Raw genomic sequence first — 15,855 nt, forward strand, 5'->3', positions numbered from 1 at the left:
TCCTTCGTTCCGCGCGCCCGAGAGGGGCGCGCTTCCGCTGTAAGCCGCAAGACAATCGGGAATACGGAAGACCGCGGCGAGCCTTGCGGGTTCACTCGCTGCGGACAATAACCATTATTTAATTGCGCTTATATTACCGCGTTTTGGCGCACCGGCGTCAGCTATTCCCGGACACAAGCTCGTCGACCTTCGCCGACGCGTAGGGATCCGGGCCGCCGGCGGCGATCCAGGCATCGAGCGCCGCCTCGAGGACCGACAGCGGCACGGAGCGGAGCCTGAGGATCTCGTCGTGGAAGTAGCGCGGGTCGAAGTCGGCGCCGAGCTCGGCTTCCGCCGTCGCCCGCTTCTCCCGGATGAGTAGCTCGCCGAGCTTGTAGGCCAGCGCCTGGGCGGGCCAGGAAATGTAGCGGTCCACCTCGGTGGTGACCTCGTGCGTCGACAGCGCAGTGTGCCGGGCGAGGTAGTCGAGCGCTTCCTCCCGGCTCCAGCCGAAGTAGTGCACGCCGGTGTCGATCACGAGGCGACAGGCGCGCCACATCTCGTAGGAGAGGCGGCCGAAGTCCTCGTAGGGCGTGCGGTAGATGCCGAGTTCCTTGCCCAGCCACTCGGTGTAGAGGCCCCAGCCCTCGCCGTAGCCCGAGAAGTAGTTGCGGGCGCGAAACTCCGGGATATCGCCGGGGGCCTCGAGCGCGATGGCCGCCTGCAGCGCATGGCCCGGGGCGCACTCGTGCAGCGTCAGGGCGGGAATGTTGTAGAGGGGCCGCGAGGGCAGGTCGTAGGTATTCATCAGGCAGGCCTCGAGGCCGCCGCGCCCACCGGTATAGAAGGGCGCGATGGAGTCGGGCACGGGGCGGATCGTGAAACGGCGCCGCGGCAGGAAGCCGAGCACCTCGTCGAGGTGGCCGTCCATCCGCTTGGCGACATAGGCCGATACGCCGAGCAACTCCTCCGGCGTGTCGGCGACGAACTGCGGGTCCGTGCGCAGGAAGTTGATGAATGCCGCGAGGTCGCCCTCGAAGCCGGCAGCGTCCTTGACCTCGAGCATTTCCGCGCGGATACGCGCGACCTCGGCGAGGCCGGTGTCGTGAATCGCCTTCGGCTCCAGGTCCAGCGTCGTGAAGCGGCGGATCTGCGCCTTGTAGAAGGCCTCGCCATCGGGCAGGTCACGGGCCGCCAGGCTGCGCCGTGCGCCGGGAAGGTACTCCTCCCGCATAAACGCCAGCAGGTCGCGATAGGCGGGTACGACCGCCCCATCGATCGCCGCCAGCGCCTCGGCACGGAGCGCCTCCCGGGTCGGGGCGTCGATCTGCCGCGGCAGGCTCTCGAGCGGAGTCCAGAAGGGATTGGCACGCCCTCCGGCGAGGTAGGGGAGGATGGATTGCTCGCGACCTTCCAGCGTAACCCGTGGCGGCGTATAGCCGCGGGCCAGCCCGGCCCGCATGTTGGCCTGCTGCTGGGCAAAGTAGCGCGGCAGGTCCTTCAGCCGGGCGAGATAGCGCCGGTAGGCCGCCGCGTCGTCGAAGCCTTCGCCACGGGGGTATAGCCCGCCCCAGAAGAAGGTGTCCGAGTTGAGTGGTGCCTCGTAGGTGCGGAAGCGCGCGTTGCTGGCCAGCGCCGAGATAATCTCCTCGAAGACCGCGGCGTTGACACGCTCCTCTTCGCTGAGCGCATCGCGCGGTATCGCCGCCAGCTCACTCAGCGCCTGCTCCCAGTAGGCTAGCCGACGCGCCTGCGCCTCTGCGCTGGCGTCGGGCCAGGCCGGGCCGCGCACCCAGTCGCCGTCCTCGTCCCGGGAATACCCTTCCTCGCCCTGGCGCCAGGCAAATTCGCGCTCGTAGAGCGCGCGCAGGCGCTCATCGGCGGACTCACCGCTGCCGCCGCCCGTGGCCGCACAGCCGGCAAGGGCAAGAAACAGGCCTAAAGCGAGGGCTCTGAGCATGTGGCGGCTCCCGTGCAGTCAATCGGCGGACAGTACCCGGTGGCAGGCACCGGCGCCAGTCGACGCCCTTTACAAATATAAATGATTATCATTATTATTCAGTAAACCGCTCGAAGGAGTAGTCCATGACGCCCAGGACGCCCTCTCTTAAGCCCGCCGCCGACGCCGGCCCGGGCGACTGGCTACACGTGGCCCTGCCCCGCGCAGTCCTCGAACGCCTGCTCCGGGACCGGGCGCTGGTCGCCGCAGAGCTTCGCTGCCTCGACGCCGGGGCGGCCGAAGGCACACGCCGGGCGATCCTCTGCAGCCTCAAGGGACATCGTTACCAGAGGTAACACGAAATCAGGTCCTTCTTGGCCAGTTATCCCCTAATGGCCAATTATGACCCAAAATTCTCCGCCAGCTCCGAATCCTCAGTAGCGTTACAGGTGTACCTTCAGGTAACACTTTGCATCCCGCGAAGTGACACCAGGCTGGAGAACTTGCTCATGAAACTCGCCAAACCCCTGCTTTTCGGTGCCGCGCTGGCGCTCAGCGCACAGGTCAGCGCCGAGTGCCCGCAGACCATGCCCGCCGCAGAACCGGTCATTCCCGATGGCGCGCGCGCCAGTGAAGAGACCATGCTCTCTGCCCAGGCGGTCGTGAACGCGTACATCGCCGAGGGCGATGCCTTCCTCGCCTGCCGGGACCTGCACCCGATGCTGCACAACCGCCTGCGTTCGAAGCTGGTCAAGGTGGCCACCGCCTACAACCGGGAGCTCGACACCTACCTCGACCGCTCCGAGCTGGTCGCCGGCCGCTGAGGCGCTGCCGCCGGCCCGGATAAGCCTTCTAACAGGGCCGGCTCACCCGCCGCAGGCGGTCAGTCGTCGTTGTCGAGACGGCGGCGCTCGTAAGGCTTCTTGCTCGGCGATGCCGAGACATCATTGATCTTGAATTCCCCGAAGGGCCAGAGACCCTCGTCTTCTTTCTCGGCTTCCGCGGTGGCCGACCCGCTCTCCTCACCGTACTTCCCGACGGCCCGCTCGCCGCCCTTGCCGTCGGCCGGCTCCCCCGCCGCCGTGCTTCGCATGCCTATCGCCTCGCTGGTCAGGGCATCGTAGCGGCCTGACCGCGACTTGACGCAGGCAGCCGCGGCGGCACGGCGCGCCAGGGCCTCCTGCTCCGCAATCCAGCCTTCCCCGGCCGCAACGCGCATCTCCTCGAGCGTGGCCGAAACGATGGCGCCGCAGTCATCCGCGGGCGCGGCGAACGCGGCCGACGTGGCAGAAAGGCACAGGGAGAGGCAGAGGGGGGTGACAACGGGCAGGCGCATGGCATCTCTCGTCATGGTGAGCGACTGCGCAGTATAGCCCGCAAAGGCCATCGAGCGCCCCCGGACCGCCCGTCGGCAACGCCCCGCCCAACTCAGGTCACCACGCAGCCGGCGCTAACCGGGCGGGACCGCCCCACGCACAGGCGGCGCGCACCATCACAGTGCACATGCGCGGCTTCTAGCGCAAGGTGATTAAGCTAAATTATCACTAAGACGTCATTTGATAATCATTGGCACGATTTCTGCCTAACCCCGTTCGGAGGGATCCCGAGCTGCCTGCTCGACAACCAGAAAAGAGCGAGATCACGGGTAGCCCCTACAACAGAGATGACAATCGACAAGTCACAGAGGACCTAGACACATGACCAGCAACAAGTTTGTTCGTTTCTCTTCCGCACTGCTCCTGGCGGGTATCGCCCAGGGCGCCCTGGCCCAGGACGACGACCGGCTTTCCGCTTCGGTGTCCTACAACACGGATGCCTTCTTCGGGCCCAACCCGTTCGCCGGCCTGGCCTACGACACCGGCAAGGGCTACGACCTCACGTTCTACGGCATCGCCTGGGGCGCGGGCACCGGCGGTGAGTGGGGCAACTGGACCGAGTTCGGCTTCGGCGTCGGCTTCGAGGCCATGGGCGGGGACCTGTACGTGAACCCGCAGCTCGGCTTCACCAACGGTAACCTGGTGTCCTCGGGCACCGCCGGCGATGGCATCGTCGGCGACGCGATCGTGCCCAACCTCACCCTGGTCTATGACACCGACGGGTGGGAGGGCAACCTCTACGCCGGCTGGTACGGTGAGCTCCAGGACGAAGCACCGGAGGGCGGCACTACCCTGGAATACCTGCATTACTGGGTAAACGGCGGCAAGAAGTTTGCCGATTACTTCTCCATCGGCGTCCACTTCGAGGAGCTCTCGCTCGAGGGCGGCTCCAACGTGAGCAGCCAGGACGGCTACCAGTGGCTCGGCCCCTACTTCCAGGTAGCCAACGACACCTTCAGCCTGCGCTTCTCCTTCGGCACGGACCTGACTGACGACGACGACTCGTTCTCGACGAGCGATTTCTACAAGCTGCAGTTCGCCTTCAGCCTGTAAGCGTCGGTCGCCGGTCGTCCCCCTGGCAGGGGCGGCCGGCGGCACCATAGTAGCGCCGCCCGTCGCCGACACGGTGGGCGTGGCGCACCAGAAAGCTGCAGCCTGGGCCGCAGCAAGGGTTCCTATTGCTCGAAAATTCCCCTATCCCCCTGACTTGACAGTAGTTTTTCTGTACTTGGCACGCGCAGTGCTTTGCACCTCGCGACGGTGGCGCAGCGACAAGCCACCGCACAACTGACAGACAAAACGAGGGAGAGGGAACCCATGCAGCCAATCAAAGGCATCTCTGCCGCTATCTTGCTGGCCGGTTTCGGCCTGGCGGTCGCGGCCCCGAGCCAGGCAGGCAGCCTGAGCGCTAACGTCTCAACCACCAACAATTACATCTGGCGCGGCCTGACACAGACCGAGAACGAGGCGGCCGTGCAGGGCGGTATCGACTACGCAGCGGACAGCGGTTTCTATGTCGGCACCTGGGTATCGAACGTCAACTACGGTCCGAGCGACGTCTATTCCTACGAGCACGACATGTACGCCGGCTATGCCTTCGCGGCCGGCGGCATGACCTTCGATGTCGGCTACCTTTATTACAACTACGACTCCGAGGCGAACTTCGACTTCGGCGAGGTCTACGCCACCGTCGGCCTTGGCGGATTCAGCTTTTCGGGCTACTTTCTGACCAACACCGAAGCGGATGAGGGACCGGACCAGGACTTCGAGGCCTTCGGTACCTACTACCTGTCGGCGGATTACGGCTTCGAAATCGGCAACGGCATCGAACTCGGCCTGCACGTGGGTTATCACGACGGTGACTTCGCCGAGGCCTTCAACGGCTCCGACGACGGTTACTTCGACTACAACATCAGCCTCGCGAAGGGCGGCTTCGGGTTCATGATCACGGACACCGATGTCAGCGGCCCCGCCGCGGACGGCGGCTACGACAACGACGAAATCAAGTTTGTCGTGTCCTACTCCGTCGACGTCGACATGATGTAACTCTCCCGCGCGGGCCGACCGGCCCGCGCTATTTTCTTGCCGCGGTTTCGTCTCACCGCGATTTCTCTTTATTACCGCCTGGCGCTCACCGGCGCGGGCCGGGGCCGGGCAGCAGTGCCCCGCCCTTGCCCCGCATCGCCGCTCGCATGGCCGCCTCGCGGCGCTCCGCCGGCAGCTCGGCAAGAATATCGAGCAGGCTCTCGTGGAGCACCGCCTGGTAGCGTTCCCCGCTCTCCCGCAGCTGCGCGAGCGCACGCGACGCCGCATCCCGATCCATAGGCTCCTGCCGCAGCGCCTGGCCCAGCGACTGCAGGGCGAGGCGCAGTTCACGCCGGGCCGGCTGTGCCTCCGCGAGACGCTTGCGCAGCTGCGGACGCAGGGTTTCCCGGACGGACGGGGCCAGGTCGCGCAGCGCCCAGGCCATGGGCGGGGGAGGGTCCGGCGGCGCCCGGAACAGGCGCCCGAGTAGCGCGCCGCCGACCAGCAGGTTGACCGCCACGGACAGCGCCAGGGCGAGGCCTACCCAGTGCGAGGTCTTCATGGCGTTTCCCCCGGGCCGGGCGCCGCCAGCAACAGGCGCTCCTGCTGCTCCCAACCTTCCGCGTCGAGGGGTGCGGGCAGGCCCGCACCGAGGATCACGCCGAACGCCAGCGGCAGCATCGCCGCCACCGCGGGGCGCCACAGCTGCCCGGGCGCCGCCGGCACCAGCCAGGCCAGCAGGCGTTCGAGCGCGCCGGGCTGCGGCCGGGCCGCCAGGATCCGATCGACCGACGGCGGCGCCGCGACCTGGAAAAGCGCCAGCTCCCGGTCCATTGCCTGTGCCGCCAGCTGCAGGGCGCGGGCCTCTGGCTCCGCGGCCAGCAGCGCCCGCGCGGCGTCGCGCTCCCCGGCCGGCCAGGCGGCTTCATCGCCCCCGTAGGCATCGACGAGGCCCTGAAAACGCTCAAGGTCCATGTTCTTCCTCCAGGGCCCGGCGCAGCGTGCGCCGCGCGCGGGCCAGTAACGATTCCAGCGCCTCGACGCTGACACCGACGATCTCGGCGGCCTCGCGGTTGCCGAGGCCCTGGTAGTGGCAGAGCACGAGGGCGCTGCGCTGGCGCTCGGGCAGGGCGTCGACGGCTTCACGCACCCGCCGCGCGCGGGCGGCCTCGGCGAGGTCGGCCTCCGGGCCTCGCGTCGCCTCCTGCGGCGGCGCTTCCAGCGTCGACGAGTCGCCCGCCAGGCTGATCCGCCCATGGCGCCGCTGCAAGTCCACGCAGAGGTTGTGGGCGATGCGGTGCAGCCAGGTAGTGAGCCGGGCCGCCTCCGGGCGGTAGCGGTGGGCATCGGTCCACAGGCGCACGAAGACTTCCTGGGTCACGTCGTCGGCCTCGTCCCGGTCGCCGAGCATGCGCCGGGCGTAGCGGTTGAGGGGGGCCAGGTGCGCGGCCAGCAGGGCCCGGTAGGCCGCCTCGTCACCCGCGGCAACGCGGGCAACGAGCGCTGCCTCTTCGCTGGCCACACCCGGCGGGGCCACTTGCGCCGGACGCCCTGGGACGGCTCCCTACTCGGACCACCGGGGATTCTTGCCGGGTCGTCGCTCGCGCATCGTCGCGAGTTCGTCCTCGGTGATATAGCCGTCGTCGTCGGCATCGAGTCGCTCGAAAGCCTGCTGCCGGGCCTCTTCATCGGTGACGTAGCCATCGCCGTCCGCGTCCATGGCCTCGAACATGGCGTCGGCCCGCTCGGCCATGCGGCCGCTGCGCTCCGCCTGCATTGCGTCGTGCTCCGCACGGCTGATCCGGCCGTCGCCATCGCTGTCGGCCTCCGCGCGCAGCTCGGCGCCGCGCCCCCGCCGCGGGGGCTCGAACTCCGCGGGCCCGATGCGCCCGTCCCCGTCCGCATCCATGACCTCGATCATCGCCGCCGGACCGGGACCGCGCCCCTGGCCCGGCTGGGCGGTCGCCGGTGCCGCCAGCGCGGTCGCGACAAGCAGTGCTCCGAGCGCTGAAACCGGGAGTGAAAATTGGCGTTTCATGGTGTCCCTCCATCGTGCATCGGCGGCATCATCGTCCGCCTGCCTATGATACGGCCGGGGCGCCGATTTCCGTCGCAGGCCCCGGGCGGGGGGGTTGCCGGGTGACAGGCCGGGTGAAAGACCTGTTTGCGCTGTCCACGGGGTTGACCTAGCATCGGGGGTCCACCGGCCGCAACGGGTGCGCCGGTACCCGCAGAGAACATGCACAGCGCATGCACAGGACAACAGGGGGCGGCACCATGTTCGAGCGCAAGAGTTCCCGGCCCGAGGCCGAGCCCGCGCCCAGCGCAGAAAGCGCGGCGCCGGCGGCACCGCCGGCGCAGGCGAAGGCACCCACCCAACCAGCCAGCAGCGAGGCCAGGGCAATGATCGGATCCAAAGTGAAAGTTACCGGCGATATCGAGAGCGCGGAAGACCTCCTCATCGAGGGCGAGGTCAACGGCACCGTCACGCTCGCGGAGAACGAGCTCGTGATCGGCAACTCGGGCCGCGTGCATGCCGATATCGAGGCGAAGACCGTGCGCATCGAGGGCGAGGTGCAGGGTGACATCACCGGCAGGGAGCGGGTCGTGATCACCGCCTCCGGCAACGTGCAGGGTAATGTCAGCGCCCCGCGGGTCATGCTTGAGGACGGCGGCCGCTTCAAGGGCAGTATCGACATGGGTGGCAGCAAGGCGGCGGCGGCGCCCTCGCCGGCACCCTCGCAGGCAGCAAAGCCCTCGCCGGCAGAGCCTGCCCCGCAGGCGAAGGCCGGCGTCGCCGGCGTGGAAAAAGCCAGCTAGACAGACACCATGGCAACCGCATCGGCGCGGCGGGAAGAAAGCGGGGTCCTGCGCAGCCGGTTGCTGCCGCGGCTACTCGGGGCGGAACGGCTCGAGAAGCTGGGCACGCCGCACGTGCTGGACTTCGGCCGCGCGAATGCCGACAGTCTCGGCTACTTCAGCAACCACCCGTGCCGGCTGCAGGTGCTGGACGCGGCGGAGACGCTGCTGTCCCTGGCCAAGCGGCCCCGCGACGCGGACAGCCCGCCGGCTGCGGTCGCCGAGTTCGACGCGCTGTTCCCCGAACTCGCCGGCCAGCGCTTCCACATCGTCCTGCTCTGGGACTGCATCAACCTCCTGCCGGTGGGTGACCTGCCGGCCTTCTTCCGCTTCCTCGGCGAGCACCTCCATGACGGCTGCCGGGGCCACGGCTTCATCCTGCACAAGCGCACCGTGGAGCCCCGGCTCCGGCACTTCGGCATCTGCGCGGAAGATACGCTGAGGCTCATCGCGGAACAGCCGCTGACCCTGCACCTGCACAACCGCAAGGCCGTCAACGAGGCCATGGCACCACTGGCCATCGAGCACGCGGTGCTGCACGGGGACGGCCGCCAGGAATTCCTCTTCCGCTAGCCCCGCTTCGGGCGTGCCGGGCCTCAGGCCACGTCCTTCGTCGCTTCCTCGTTCGCCGCGGTGTCGTCGCCGTCGATGACGATTCCCGTTGCCACCTCCTCCGCCGGCGGCTCGACGACTCCCTTCTCCTCCGGGTGCAGGACGGAGCCCACGGCAGCCACGGACGCCTGCATGGTGGTCGTGGTCTTGTACTCGGCCGGCAGGGCCGGGATCGTGAGTACCCGCCAGATGCTGATCGCGGCCATGAGGAACAGCAGCCCCGCCATGAGCAGGAAGAAGCTCTCGAGTCCGAAGCTCGCCTGTACGAAGGACACGGTGAGCGGGCCCGTCACGCAGACGATGCCCGACAGGAGAACGATGGTGCCGCTTGCCGGGGTGATCTCCGCCGGCCGCAGGTGGTCGTGGATGAGGGCCACCACCAGCGAATACTGCGACAGGCAGAAGCCGCCGAAGACGAAGGCAGCGGCATAGAGGCGCGGGCCGGCCGCCGTCTCCGCGGCCGCATAGACGGCGGCGACGCCGGCGAGGATGCTCGCCCCACCGAGGATCCAGCGGCGATCCACCATGTCGGAGAGCTGCCCCAGGGGCCACTGCAGCAGCATGGCGCCACCGAGGAGCGCGCCCATGAACAGGGCGACCTCCTCGGCACTGAGGCCGAGCTTGGCCGCGTAGACGGCCCCCATGCCGTACACCATGCTGCCGCACCACTGGATCAGCACCAGGCCGATCACTCCCATCTTGGCGCGGTACCACAGGTGCCCGAGGCTGACCCGCTCCGAGACCTCCAGCACCGGCGTGCGCAGCACGGTCATGAGGATCGGGATGGCGGCGACGCTGACCAGCACCGAGACGAGCACGAAGAGGGCAAAGCCGCCCGGGTCCGCGAGCGTGAGCAGGAACTGACCGCCCGCCGTACCGGCGAGGAGGATGACCATGTAGGCGGCGAGGATGCGGCCGCGACTCTCGTTGGTCGCCGCCTCGTTCAGCCAGCTCTCGGTCACCACGAAGATGGTCGAGAAGGCGAGGCCCGTCACCAGGCGCATGGCGGCCCAGACCCAGGGGTCGACGAAGCTGGCGTGCACGAGAATGGTCACGGAGGCGACGGCGGAAACGGCCGCGAAGGTGCGGATATGCCCCACCCGGTCGATGAGCCGGGGCGCCCACACGGAGCCGAGCAGGAAACCGGCGAAGTACGAGGACATCACCAGGCCCGTGAGCCCGCCCGCAAAGCCTTCCTGCTCCGCCCGGAAGCCGAGCAGCGTGCCCTGCACGCCGCTCGCCAGGCCGACGAGCAGCAAGCCGAAGAAGAGCGGCCAGAGAGAAAGTAGCGTGCGTGCGGCCATGGTCCGTAACCGGTGCGAGGTCGGCGAGTCTAGGGACGGTACCGGCGGGCTGGCAAGAGGCAATGGGCCGGAAAAGTACCCGCTGCGGACGATCCCGGCGGAGACCGCGTGATGGACAGCACAGAAATGGCTGCCCGGACCCCGCCAGCCGTGGTCCGGATCGCCGTAATCCCCTATGCTGACCGCCGCCAATCAACGGTGTGCATTATGCCCTCTACGCTTGAAACGGCCTCGGGAATGCCGGGGCGGCCGCCGCGTGCAGACTGACGACACAGACCACCTGCTGGAGTGCCTGCTGGCGCTGTGCCGCCTGCACCGCCTGCCGACGACCCGCGAAGCGCTCCGGGCCGGGCTCCCCCTCGGCGACAGCGGCCTGACGCCCTCGCTTTTCGACCGCGCTGCCGGCCGCGCCGGCATGACCAGCCGCATCCTCGCGCGCACGCCGTCGGCGATCGACCGGGCACTGCTGCCCGCCGTCATCCTCCTCGAGGAGCAGAACGCCTGCCTGCTCCTCGGCTGGAGTGACGACGGCGGGCACGCCCGGGTGGTCTTCCCGGAGCTGAACGACGCCGAGGTCGAACTCGATGCGGGCGAGCTCGAGCGCCGCGCCAGCGGCGACGTGATCATCTGCCGTCCGCGCTTCCGCTTCGATGCCCGCACGCCGCGCACCGGGACCACGGACCGTGGGCACTGGTTCTGGAGTGCGCTCAGGGAGAACACCCCCATCTACCGGGATGTGCTGCTGGCGGCTTTCTTCATCAACGTGTTCGCCCTGGCGCTGCCCTTGTTCACCATGAACGTGTACGACCGGGTGGTACCGAACTACGCGGTGGAAACGCTGTGGATGCTGGCCGCAGGGGTCATCGTCATCCTGCTCGCGGACATCACGCTGCGCACCATGCGCGGCTACTTCCTCGACCTCGCCAGCAAGCGGGTGGACGTGAAGCTGTCGGCGCGCATCCTCGAGCGCGTGCTCGGCATGCGCCTCGAGCACCGGGCACCGTCCGTCGGTTCCTACGCGGTCAACCTGCGCGCCTTCGAGACCGTGCGCGATTTCATCACCTCGGCCACGATCGCCACGATGATCGACGTGCCCTTCGCCCTTATCTTCATGGCGGTCATCGCCTGGATCGCCTGGCCCATCCTCATCCCAATCGCCATTGGCCTCGCCATCGTGCTGGTCTATGCGCTGATCCTCCAGGGCAAGCTGCGCGAGCTGACCGAGACCACCTTCCGCGCCAGCGCCCAGCGCAACAGCACGCTCATCGAGAGCCTGGTCGGCCTCGATTCCATCAAGGCCATGGGCGCCGAATCGATCATGCAGCGCAAGTGGGAGGACGCCACCGCCTTCCTGAGCCACGTCGGCGTGCAGCTGCGGCTGCTGACCAACTCCAACGTCAACCTTACCCAGTGGGCCTCGCAGATGGTGACCATGTTCGTCATCGTCACCGGCGTGTACCTGATCACCGCCGGCGAGCTGAGCATGGGCGGGCTGATCGCCTGCACGATGCTCTCGGGGCGGATCATGGCGCCCATCTCGCAGGTCGCCGGCCTGCTGACCCAGTATCACAACGCAGAGATCGCCCTGAAGTCCCTCGACGAGGTCATGAAGACGCCGGTGGAGCGCCCCGAGGGCGCCCAGTTCCTCTCCCGGGAGATGTTCCGCGGCGAGATCGAGTTCAAGAACGTCAGCTTCAACTACCCGAACGCGGCCATGGCCTCGCTGGAGAACGTCTCCTTCCGCATCAGGCCCGGAGAGCATGTCGCCATCCTCGGCCGGGTCGGCTCGGGCAAGACGACGTTGCAGAAGCTGGCCATGGGCCTCTACCAGCCGTCGGACGGCGCAATCATGATCGACGGCATCGACCTGCGGCAGCTCGATCCCACCGAGTTGCGCTCCCGCATCGGCTACGTGCCCCAGGATGTCACCCTGTTCTACGGCAGCCTGCGCGACAACCTGACCCTGGCCCACACGGGCGTGGGCGACAGCGCGCTGGTGCGGGCTGCGGAGATCGCCAACCTCGGCGAATTCATCAACCGCCACCCGGAAGGCTTCGACATGATGATCGGCGAGCGCGGCGACTCGCTCTCCGGCGGACAGCGCAAGTGCGTCGCCCTCGCCCGCGCCATCGTCGGCGACCCGCCGATCCTGCTCATGGACGAACCGACCGGGTCCATGGACCACTCGACGGAAAGTGCCGTACGCAAGCACCTCGAGGAATACATCCAGGGGCGGACCTGGCTGGTGGTGACGCACCGCAACTCGCTGCTGTCCATGGTCGAGCGCATCATCGTCGTCGACAACGGCCGGATCGTCGCTGACGGTCCCCGCGACAAGGTTATCGAGGCCCTGCAGCAGGGTCGCATCGGGAAAGCGAAATGAACGGGGCGGAGCACAGGGACGATCGCGACGAGGCCCAGGCCCCGCCGACAGCCCCGGGGGCGGAGGACAGCACCCCGCGCAGGCCCGGCGCTGGCCGGCGCTTCGTGGACCGCCTGTTTGCGCCGTGGATGCGCGAAGTGGAGGCGGATGCCATCAACTGGCAGCAGGACGCGCACCAGGCGAGGATCGAGCAGAACCCGCTGCGTGCCCGGGCGCTCCTGTATGCCGTGGCGCTCACGGTGATCGCGCTGATCGCCTGGGCCGCCTTCGCCGAAGTCGACGAAGTCACCCGCGGCAGTGGCAAGGTCATCCCCTCCCGGCAGGTGCAGGTCATCCAGTCCCAGGACGGCGGCGTGATCCGGGAGATCAATATCCGTGAGGGCCAGGTGGTGAAGGCCGATGAACTGCTGGTACGGCTGGACCAGACCCGCTCGCGCTCCACCCTGCGCGAGAACGTCGCCGAAACGCGCGCCTTGAAACTCAAGGCGCTGCGCCTGCAGGCACTCATCGACCGGGCCCCCTTCGAACCGCCGCCGGAATTCGCGGAGGCCGTGCCGGAGATCGTCGCCGAGGAACGGGAGCTCTACGAGTCCGGCCTCGAGCAGCTGGCCCTGCAGCAGCAGATAGCGCGTGAACAGCTCACCCAGCGGCGGGAGGAGCTCACGGAGGTCACGGCCCGCGAGCGGCAGATGGCGCGCTCCCTCGAGCTGTCGCAGCGGGAGCTGTCCGTGACCCGACCCATGGTCGCGTCCGGCGCCGTGTCGGAGGTCGAGATTCTGCGCCTCGAGCGCGAGGTGAACCAGCTCGCCGGCGAGCGCGACCAGGCCCGGGCGCAGATGCAGCGCATCCGCGCGGCCATCACGGAGGCCGAGCGCAGGGTCGACGAAGTGACCGTGGATTTCCTGAACCTGGCGCGAGAGGACCTCACGGAAACCCTTAGCCGTATCAGCGCCCTCGAAGAGACGCGCACGGGCCTTTCCGACCGGGTCGCGCAGACAGACGTGCGTTCACCGGTGGCCGGTACCATCAAGCAGCTCTATTACAACACCATCGGCGGCGTGGTCCTCCCCGGCAAGGAGATCGTCGAGATCGTCCCGCTGGACGACACGCTCCTGGTGGAAGTGCGCATCCGCCCGCGCGATATCGCCTTCCTGGTACCCGGGCAGGAAGCCCTGGTGAAGTTCTCCGCCTACGACTTCGTGGTCTACGGCGGCCTCGACGGCGTGGTCGAGCATATCGGCGCCGACACGGTGCTGGACGAAGAGGGCAACCCTTTCTACAAGGTCAACGTGCGGACCCAGGATGCCAGCCTCGGCAAAGACAAGCCCATCATCCCCGGCATGACCGCGGACGTGGATATTCTTACCGGCAAGAAGACAGTGCTGGCCTACCTCATGAAGCCCGTGCTCCGCGCCAAGGCGTACGCGCTTTCCGAGCGCTGAGCCCGGCTCATGGACCAGCTCTTCCTCTCTGATGGCAATACCCTGGCGGCCCGCTGGCAGGAAGCCTTCCCCCATGCGCGGCTGATTGAACCCGGCGCAGCCGCGGGCATTGCCGGCGCTGCCGACGCCCTCCTCTGGCTCGATGGCGGCCGCATCCGCGACCGGGGAGGCCTGGAGCGCGCGGCACGGCAGGCGCTCGAGGCCTCGCCGCGGGTGATCGTGATGCGCCCGGCGCCGTCGGAAAGCGAGGCCTTCGCGCTGCTCTCGCTCGGCGTCAGCGGTTACTGCCACCTGGCGGCGAGCCCCGCCCAGCTGCGGGAGATCGCCGGGGTGGTTGCCGACGGCGGTATCTGGATGCCGCCGGAGCTGCTGCGGCGCCTGCTGGGCCTGTCGCGGCGGGTAGTTTCCCCGGCGCCGCGCGATGCCGCCGGCGTGGAAAGCCTCACGGAGAAGGAATTCGCCGTCGCCAGCCTCGTCGGCGGCGGTGCCAGCAACCGGGAGATCGCCGAGCGCCTCGCCATGTCCGAGCGCACGGTGAAGTCTCACCTCTCCTCCATCTTTCGCAAGATGGACGTCCGCGACCGGGTACAGCTCGCCCTGGCCATGAACGATATCCCCGTCGACGGCGGAGCCTGAGCGGCGATCCGTGCAGGCGCCGGGGGGCATCGGCAACCGGTAAAACCGCCCGCCTCGAACTCTCGACACCCGCCGGCGACGGGCTTGTGTGCATCAGATCACAAATCTGGCGCTAACTCCTGCCGACCTGCCCAAAAGTACGAGGCGCAACCCGTTCCTTGGCCCCATCCTGTCAACCTGCGAAAGGAGCCACCCGCACCCCGACGCGGGAACAGCCAGTCAAACAGTACGAGGAACACACCCATGGCCGCAGCCGCCATTGCTACCGTCACCGCCATCGAAGGCACCGCCTATGCCCGCAACGCCGAGGGGGAACTGCGCGAACTCAGGGTCGGTGACCAGCTCCGCCAGGGCGAGACCCTGGTCACCCCCGAGGGCAGCCGGGTCGAGCTGGAGCTTGTCGACGGCCAGGCCCTTGCCATTGCCGACGTCCCGGAAGTCCGCATGGATGCGGACATGCTTGCCGAGCTCGCCGCCGGCGCCGATGAGGCGGCCCTGCGTGACGCGACCCTCGACGACGTAATCGCCGCCCTCGAGGGCGACGGCGACCTCTCCGAGGTGCTCGAGGCCACCGCCGCAGGCGCCGGCGCGGACGGCACCAATGCCGGCTCCAGCTTCATCCGCCTGGCCCGCATCAGCGAGGATACGCCCGAGTTCAGCGGGCTGAGATCTGCTTCCAATCCAGACGAAAACCTGTTCGTCGAGCAGGCGGAGCAGATCAACGGAGCCGACGCATCTCCGGACAGCGGCGAAACGCCTCGAGACACCCCGATCACCATCCCGGTGCTGGTCAACGACAATTTCGTCGAGGGTGCCGTCGTCACTGCTGTCAGCAACCCCGCCAACGGGACGGCCACCATCAACGCAGACGGCACCGTAACCTACACGCCCAGCGACGGCTTCACCGGATTGGATACCTTTACCTACACGGTGGTCACGCCGGATGGAAACGTATCAGACAGCGCCGCTGTCACCATCGACGTGACCGCGGTCGAACCGGAACCAGCACCCGAGCCGGCGCCCGAGCCCGAGCCGCAGCCTGAGCCCGAGCCTGAGCCCCAGCCGCAGCCGGAGCCGGAGCCCGAACCCCAGCCGGAGCCGGAGCCGGAGCCCGAGCCCCAGCCGCAGCCGGAGCCCGAACCCCAGCCTGAGCCTGGGCCTGAGCCCGAGCCCAACGTCCTCGCCGATGACGACGAGTCCGCCAGCACGGACGAAGGCGTCGCGGTCGGCGGCAACGTCCTCGACAACACCAACAACCCCGATGGGCCCGAGGCCGCCAGCGTCACCGGCTTCACCTGGT

General features: G+C 68.1%; 17 protein-coding genes. 10 read left to right on the plus strand and 7 right to left on the minus strand.

Translation table 11 applies throughout. From position 1 onward, the window contains the following. Window positions 1-157: 157 nt before the first annotated feature. A complete protein-coding gene (locus tag RKE50_RS15425) occupies window positions 158-1,939 on the minus strand; it encodes a DUF885 domain-containing protein (protein ID WP_350037811.1) in 1,782 nt (593 codons plus the stop codon). A 125-nt stretch (window positions 1,940-2,064) separates the two neighbouring features. On the opposite strand from RKE50_RS15425, the gene RKE50_RS15430 reads away from it, so the two are divergent. Both RKE50_RS15430 and RKE50_RS15435 read left to right on the plus strand, forming a co-directional pair. Further along, window positions 2,065-2,274 (plus strand): hypothetical protein, encoded by a 210-nt coding sequence (locus RKE50_RS15430; RefSeq protein WP_350037813.1) that lies wholly within the window; start codon window positions 2,065-2,067, stop codon window positions 2,272-2,274. 153 nt (window positions 2,275-2,427) lie between these two features. Further along, window positions 2,428-2,742 (plus strand): hypothetical protein, encoded by a 315-nt coding sequence (locus tag RKE50_RS15435; RefSeq protein WP_350037815.1) that lies wholly within the window; start codon window positions 2,428-2,430, stop codon window positions 2,740-2,742. Between the two features lie 59 nt (window positions 2,743-2,801). Here the strand turns inward: RKE50_RS15435 and RKE50_RS15440 are convergent, their stop codons facing one another. Beyond that, window positions 2,802-3,254: a hypothetical protein gene (locus tag RKE50_RS15440; RefSeq protein WP_350037817.1), complete on the minus strand. Its 453-nt coding sequence runs from the start codon at window positions 3,252-3,254 to the stop codon at window positions 2,802-2,804. A 361-nt stretch (window positions 3,255-3,615) separates the two neighbouring features. Between RKE50_RS15440 and RKE50_RS15445 the strand changes: the two genes are divergently transcribed. Together RKE50_RS15445 and RKE50_RS15450 are read left to right on the plus strand one after the other, a co-directional pair. Then, on the plus strand, window positions 3,616-4,347 hold the full coding sequence (locus RKE50_RS15445) for a DUF6733 family protein (protein WP_350037819.1): 732 nt from the start codon (window positions 3,616-3,618) through the stop codon (window positions 4,345-4,347). A 264-nt stretch (window positions 4,348-4,611) separates the two neighbouring features. Next, a complete protein-coding gene (locus RKE50_RS15450) occupies window positions 4,612-5,340 on the plus strand; it encodes a TorF family putative porin (protein WP_350037821.1) in 729 nt (242 codons plus the stop codon). Between the two features lie 85 nt (window positions 5,341-5,425). Here RKE50_RS15450 and RKE50_RS15455 read toward each other — a convergent pair whose 3' ends face one another. Genes RKE50_RS15455 through RKE50_RS15470 form a run of 4 tightly spaced genes read right to left on the minus strand, consistent with a single transcriptional unit; the run spans window position 5,426 to window position 7,357 of the window. Continuing rightward, window positions 5,426-5,881 (minus strand): periplasmic heavy metal sensor, encoded by a 456-nt coding sequence (locus RKE50_RS15455; RefSeq protein WP_350037823.1) that lies wholly within the window; start codon window positions 5,879-5,881, stop codon window positions 5,426-5,428. Then, entirely contained in the window at window positions 5,878-6,294 is a 417-nt protein-coding gene (locus RKE50_RS15460; RefSeq protein ID WP_350037825.1) for a hypothetical protein, read from the minus strand. Before RKE50_RS15460 ends, RKE50_RS15455 begins: the two co-directional genes overlap by 4 nt. Next, window positions 6,284-6,856: an RNA polymerase sigma factor gene (locus tag RKE50_RS15465; RefSeq protein ID WP_350037827.1), complete on the minus strand. Its 573-nt coding sequence runs from the start codon at window positions 6,854-6,856 to the stop codon at window positions 6,284-6,286. Before RKE50_RS15465 ends, RKE50_RS15460 begins: the two co-directional genes overlap by 11 nt. Before the next feature lie 27 nt (window positions 6,857-6,883). Continuing rightward, window positions 6,884-7,357: an EF-hand domain-containing protein gene (locus RKE50_RS15470; RefSeq protein ID WP_350037829.1), complete on the minus strand. Its 474-nt coding sequence runs from the start codon at window positions 7,355-7,357 to the stop codon at window positions 6,884-6,886. A 239-nt stretch (window positions 7,358-7,596) separates the two neighbouring features. Between RKE50_RS15470 and RKE50_RS15475 the strand changes: the two genes are divergently transcribed. Together RKE50_RS15475 and RKE50_RS15480 are read left to right on the plus strand one after the other, a co-directional pair. Then, entirely contained in the window at window positions 7,597-8,139 is a 543-nt protein-coding gene (locus RKE50_RS15475) for a bactofilin family protein (RefSeq protein WP_350037831.1), read from the plus strand. A 9-nt stretch (window positions 8,140-8,148) separates the two neighbouring features. Continuing rightward, on the plus strand, window positions 8,149-8,751 hold the full coding sequence (locus RKE50_RS15480) for a hypothetical protein (protein WP_350037833.1): 603 nt from the start codon (window positions 8,149-8,151) through the stop codon (window positions 8,749-8,751). Between the two features lie 23 nt (window positions 8,752-8,774). Here the strand turns inward: RKE50_RS15480 and RKE50_RS15485 are convergent, their stop codons facing one another. After that, on the minus strand, window positions 8,775-10,094 hold the full coding sequence (locus tag RKE50_RS15485; RefSeq protein WP_350037835.1) for an MFS transporter: 1,320 nt from the start codon (window positions 10,092-10,094) through the stop codon (window positions 8,775-8,777). A 256-nt stretch (window positions 10,095-10,350) separates the two neighbouring features. Here RKE50_RS15485 and RKE50_RS15490 point away from each other — a divergent pair, with 256 nt between their 5' ends. The 4 genes from RKE50_RS15490 to RKE50_RS15505 all read left to right on the plus strand — a co-directional run. Continuing rightward, entirely contained in the window at window positions 10,351-12,477 is a 2,127-nt protein-coding gene (locus tag RKE50_RS15490) for a type I secretion system permease/ATPase (RefSeq protein ID WP_350037837.1), read from the plus strand. Then, the gene (locus RKE50_RS15495) at window positions 12,474-13,919 is read left to right on the plus strand and encodes an HlyD family type I secretion periplasmic adaptor subunit (protein ID WP_350037839.1); all 1,446 of its coding nucleotides are present in this window, start codon (window positions 12,474-12,476) and stop codon (window positions 13,917-13,919) included. Before RKE50_RS15490 ends, RKE50_RS15495 begins: the two co-directional genes overlap by 4 nt. A 9-nt stretch (window positions 13,920-13,928) precedes the next feature. After that, complete coding sequence (locus RKE50_RS15500) at window positions 13,929-14,555, plus strand: helix-turn-helix transcriptional regulator (protein ID WP_350037841.1); 627 nt, start codon at window positions 13,929-13,931, stop codon at window positions 14,553-14,555. Between the two features lie 243 nt (window positions 14,556-14,798). Further along, window positions 14,799-15,855 (plus strand): retention module-containing protein (locus RKE50_RS15505; protein ID WP_350037843.1); only part of this gene is annotated, 1,057 nt, incomplete at its 3' end.

This window comes from Pseudohaliea sp. (genome assembly GCF_040217025.1).
Taxonomy (GTDB): domain Bacteria; phylum Pseudomonadota; class Gammaproteobacteria; order Pseudomonadales; family Halieaceae; genus Pseudohaliea.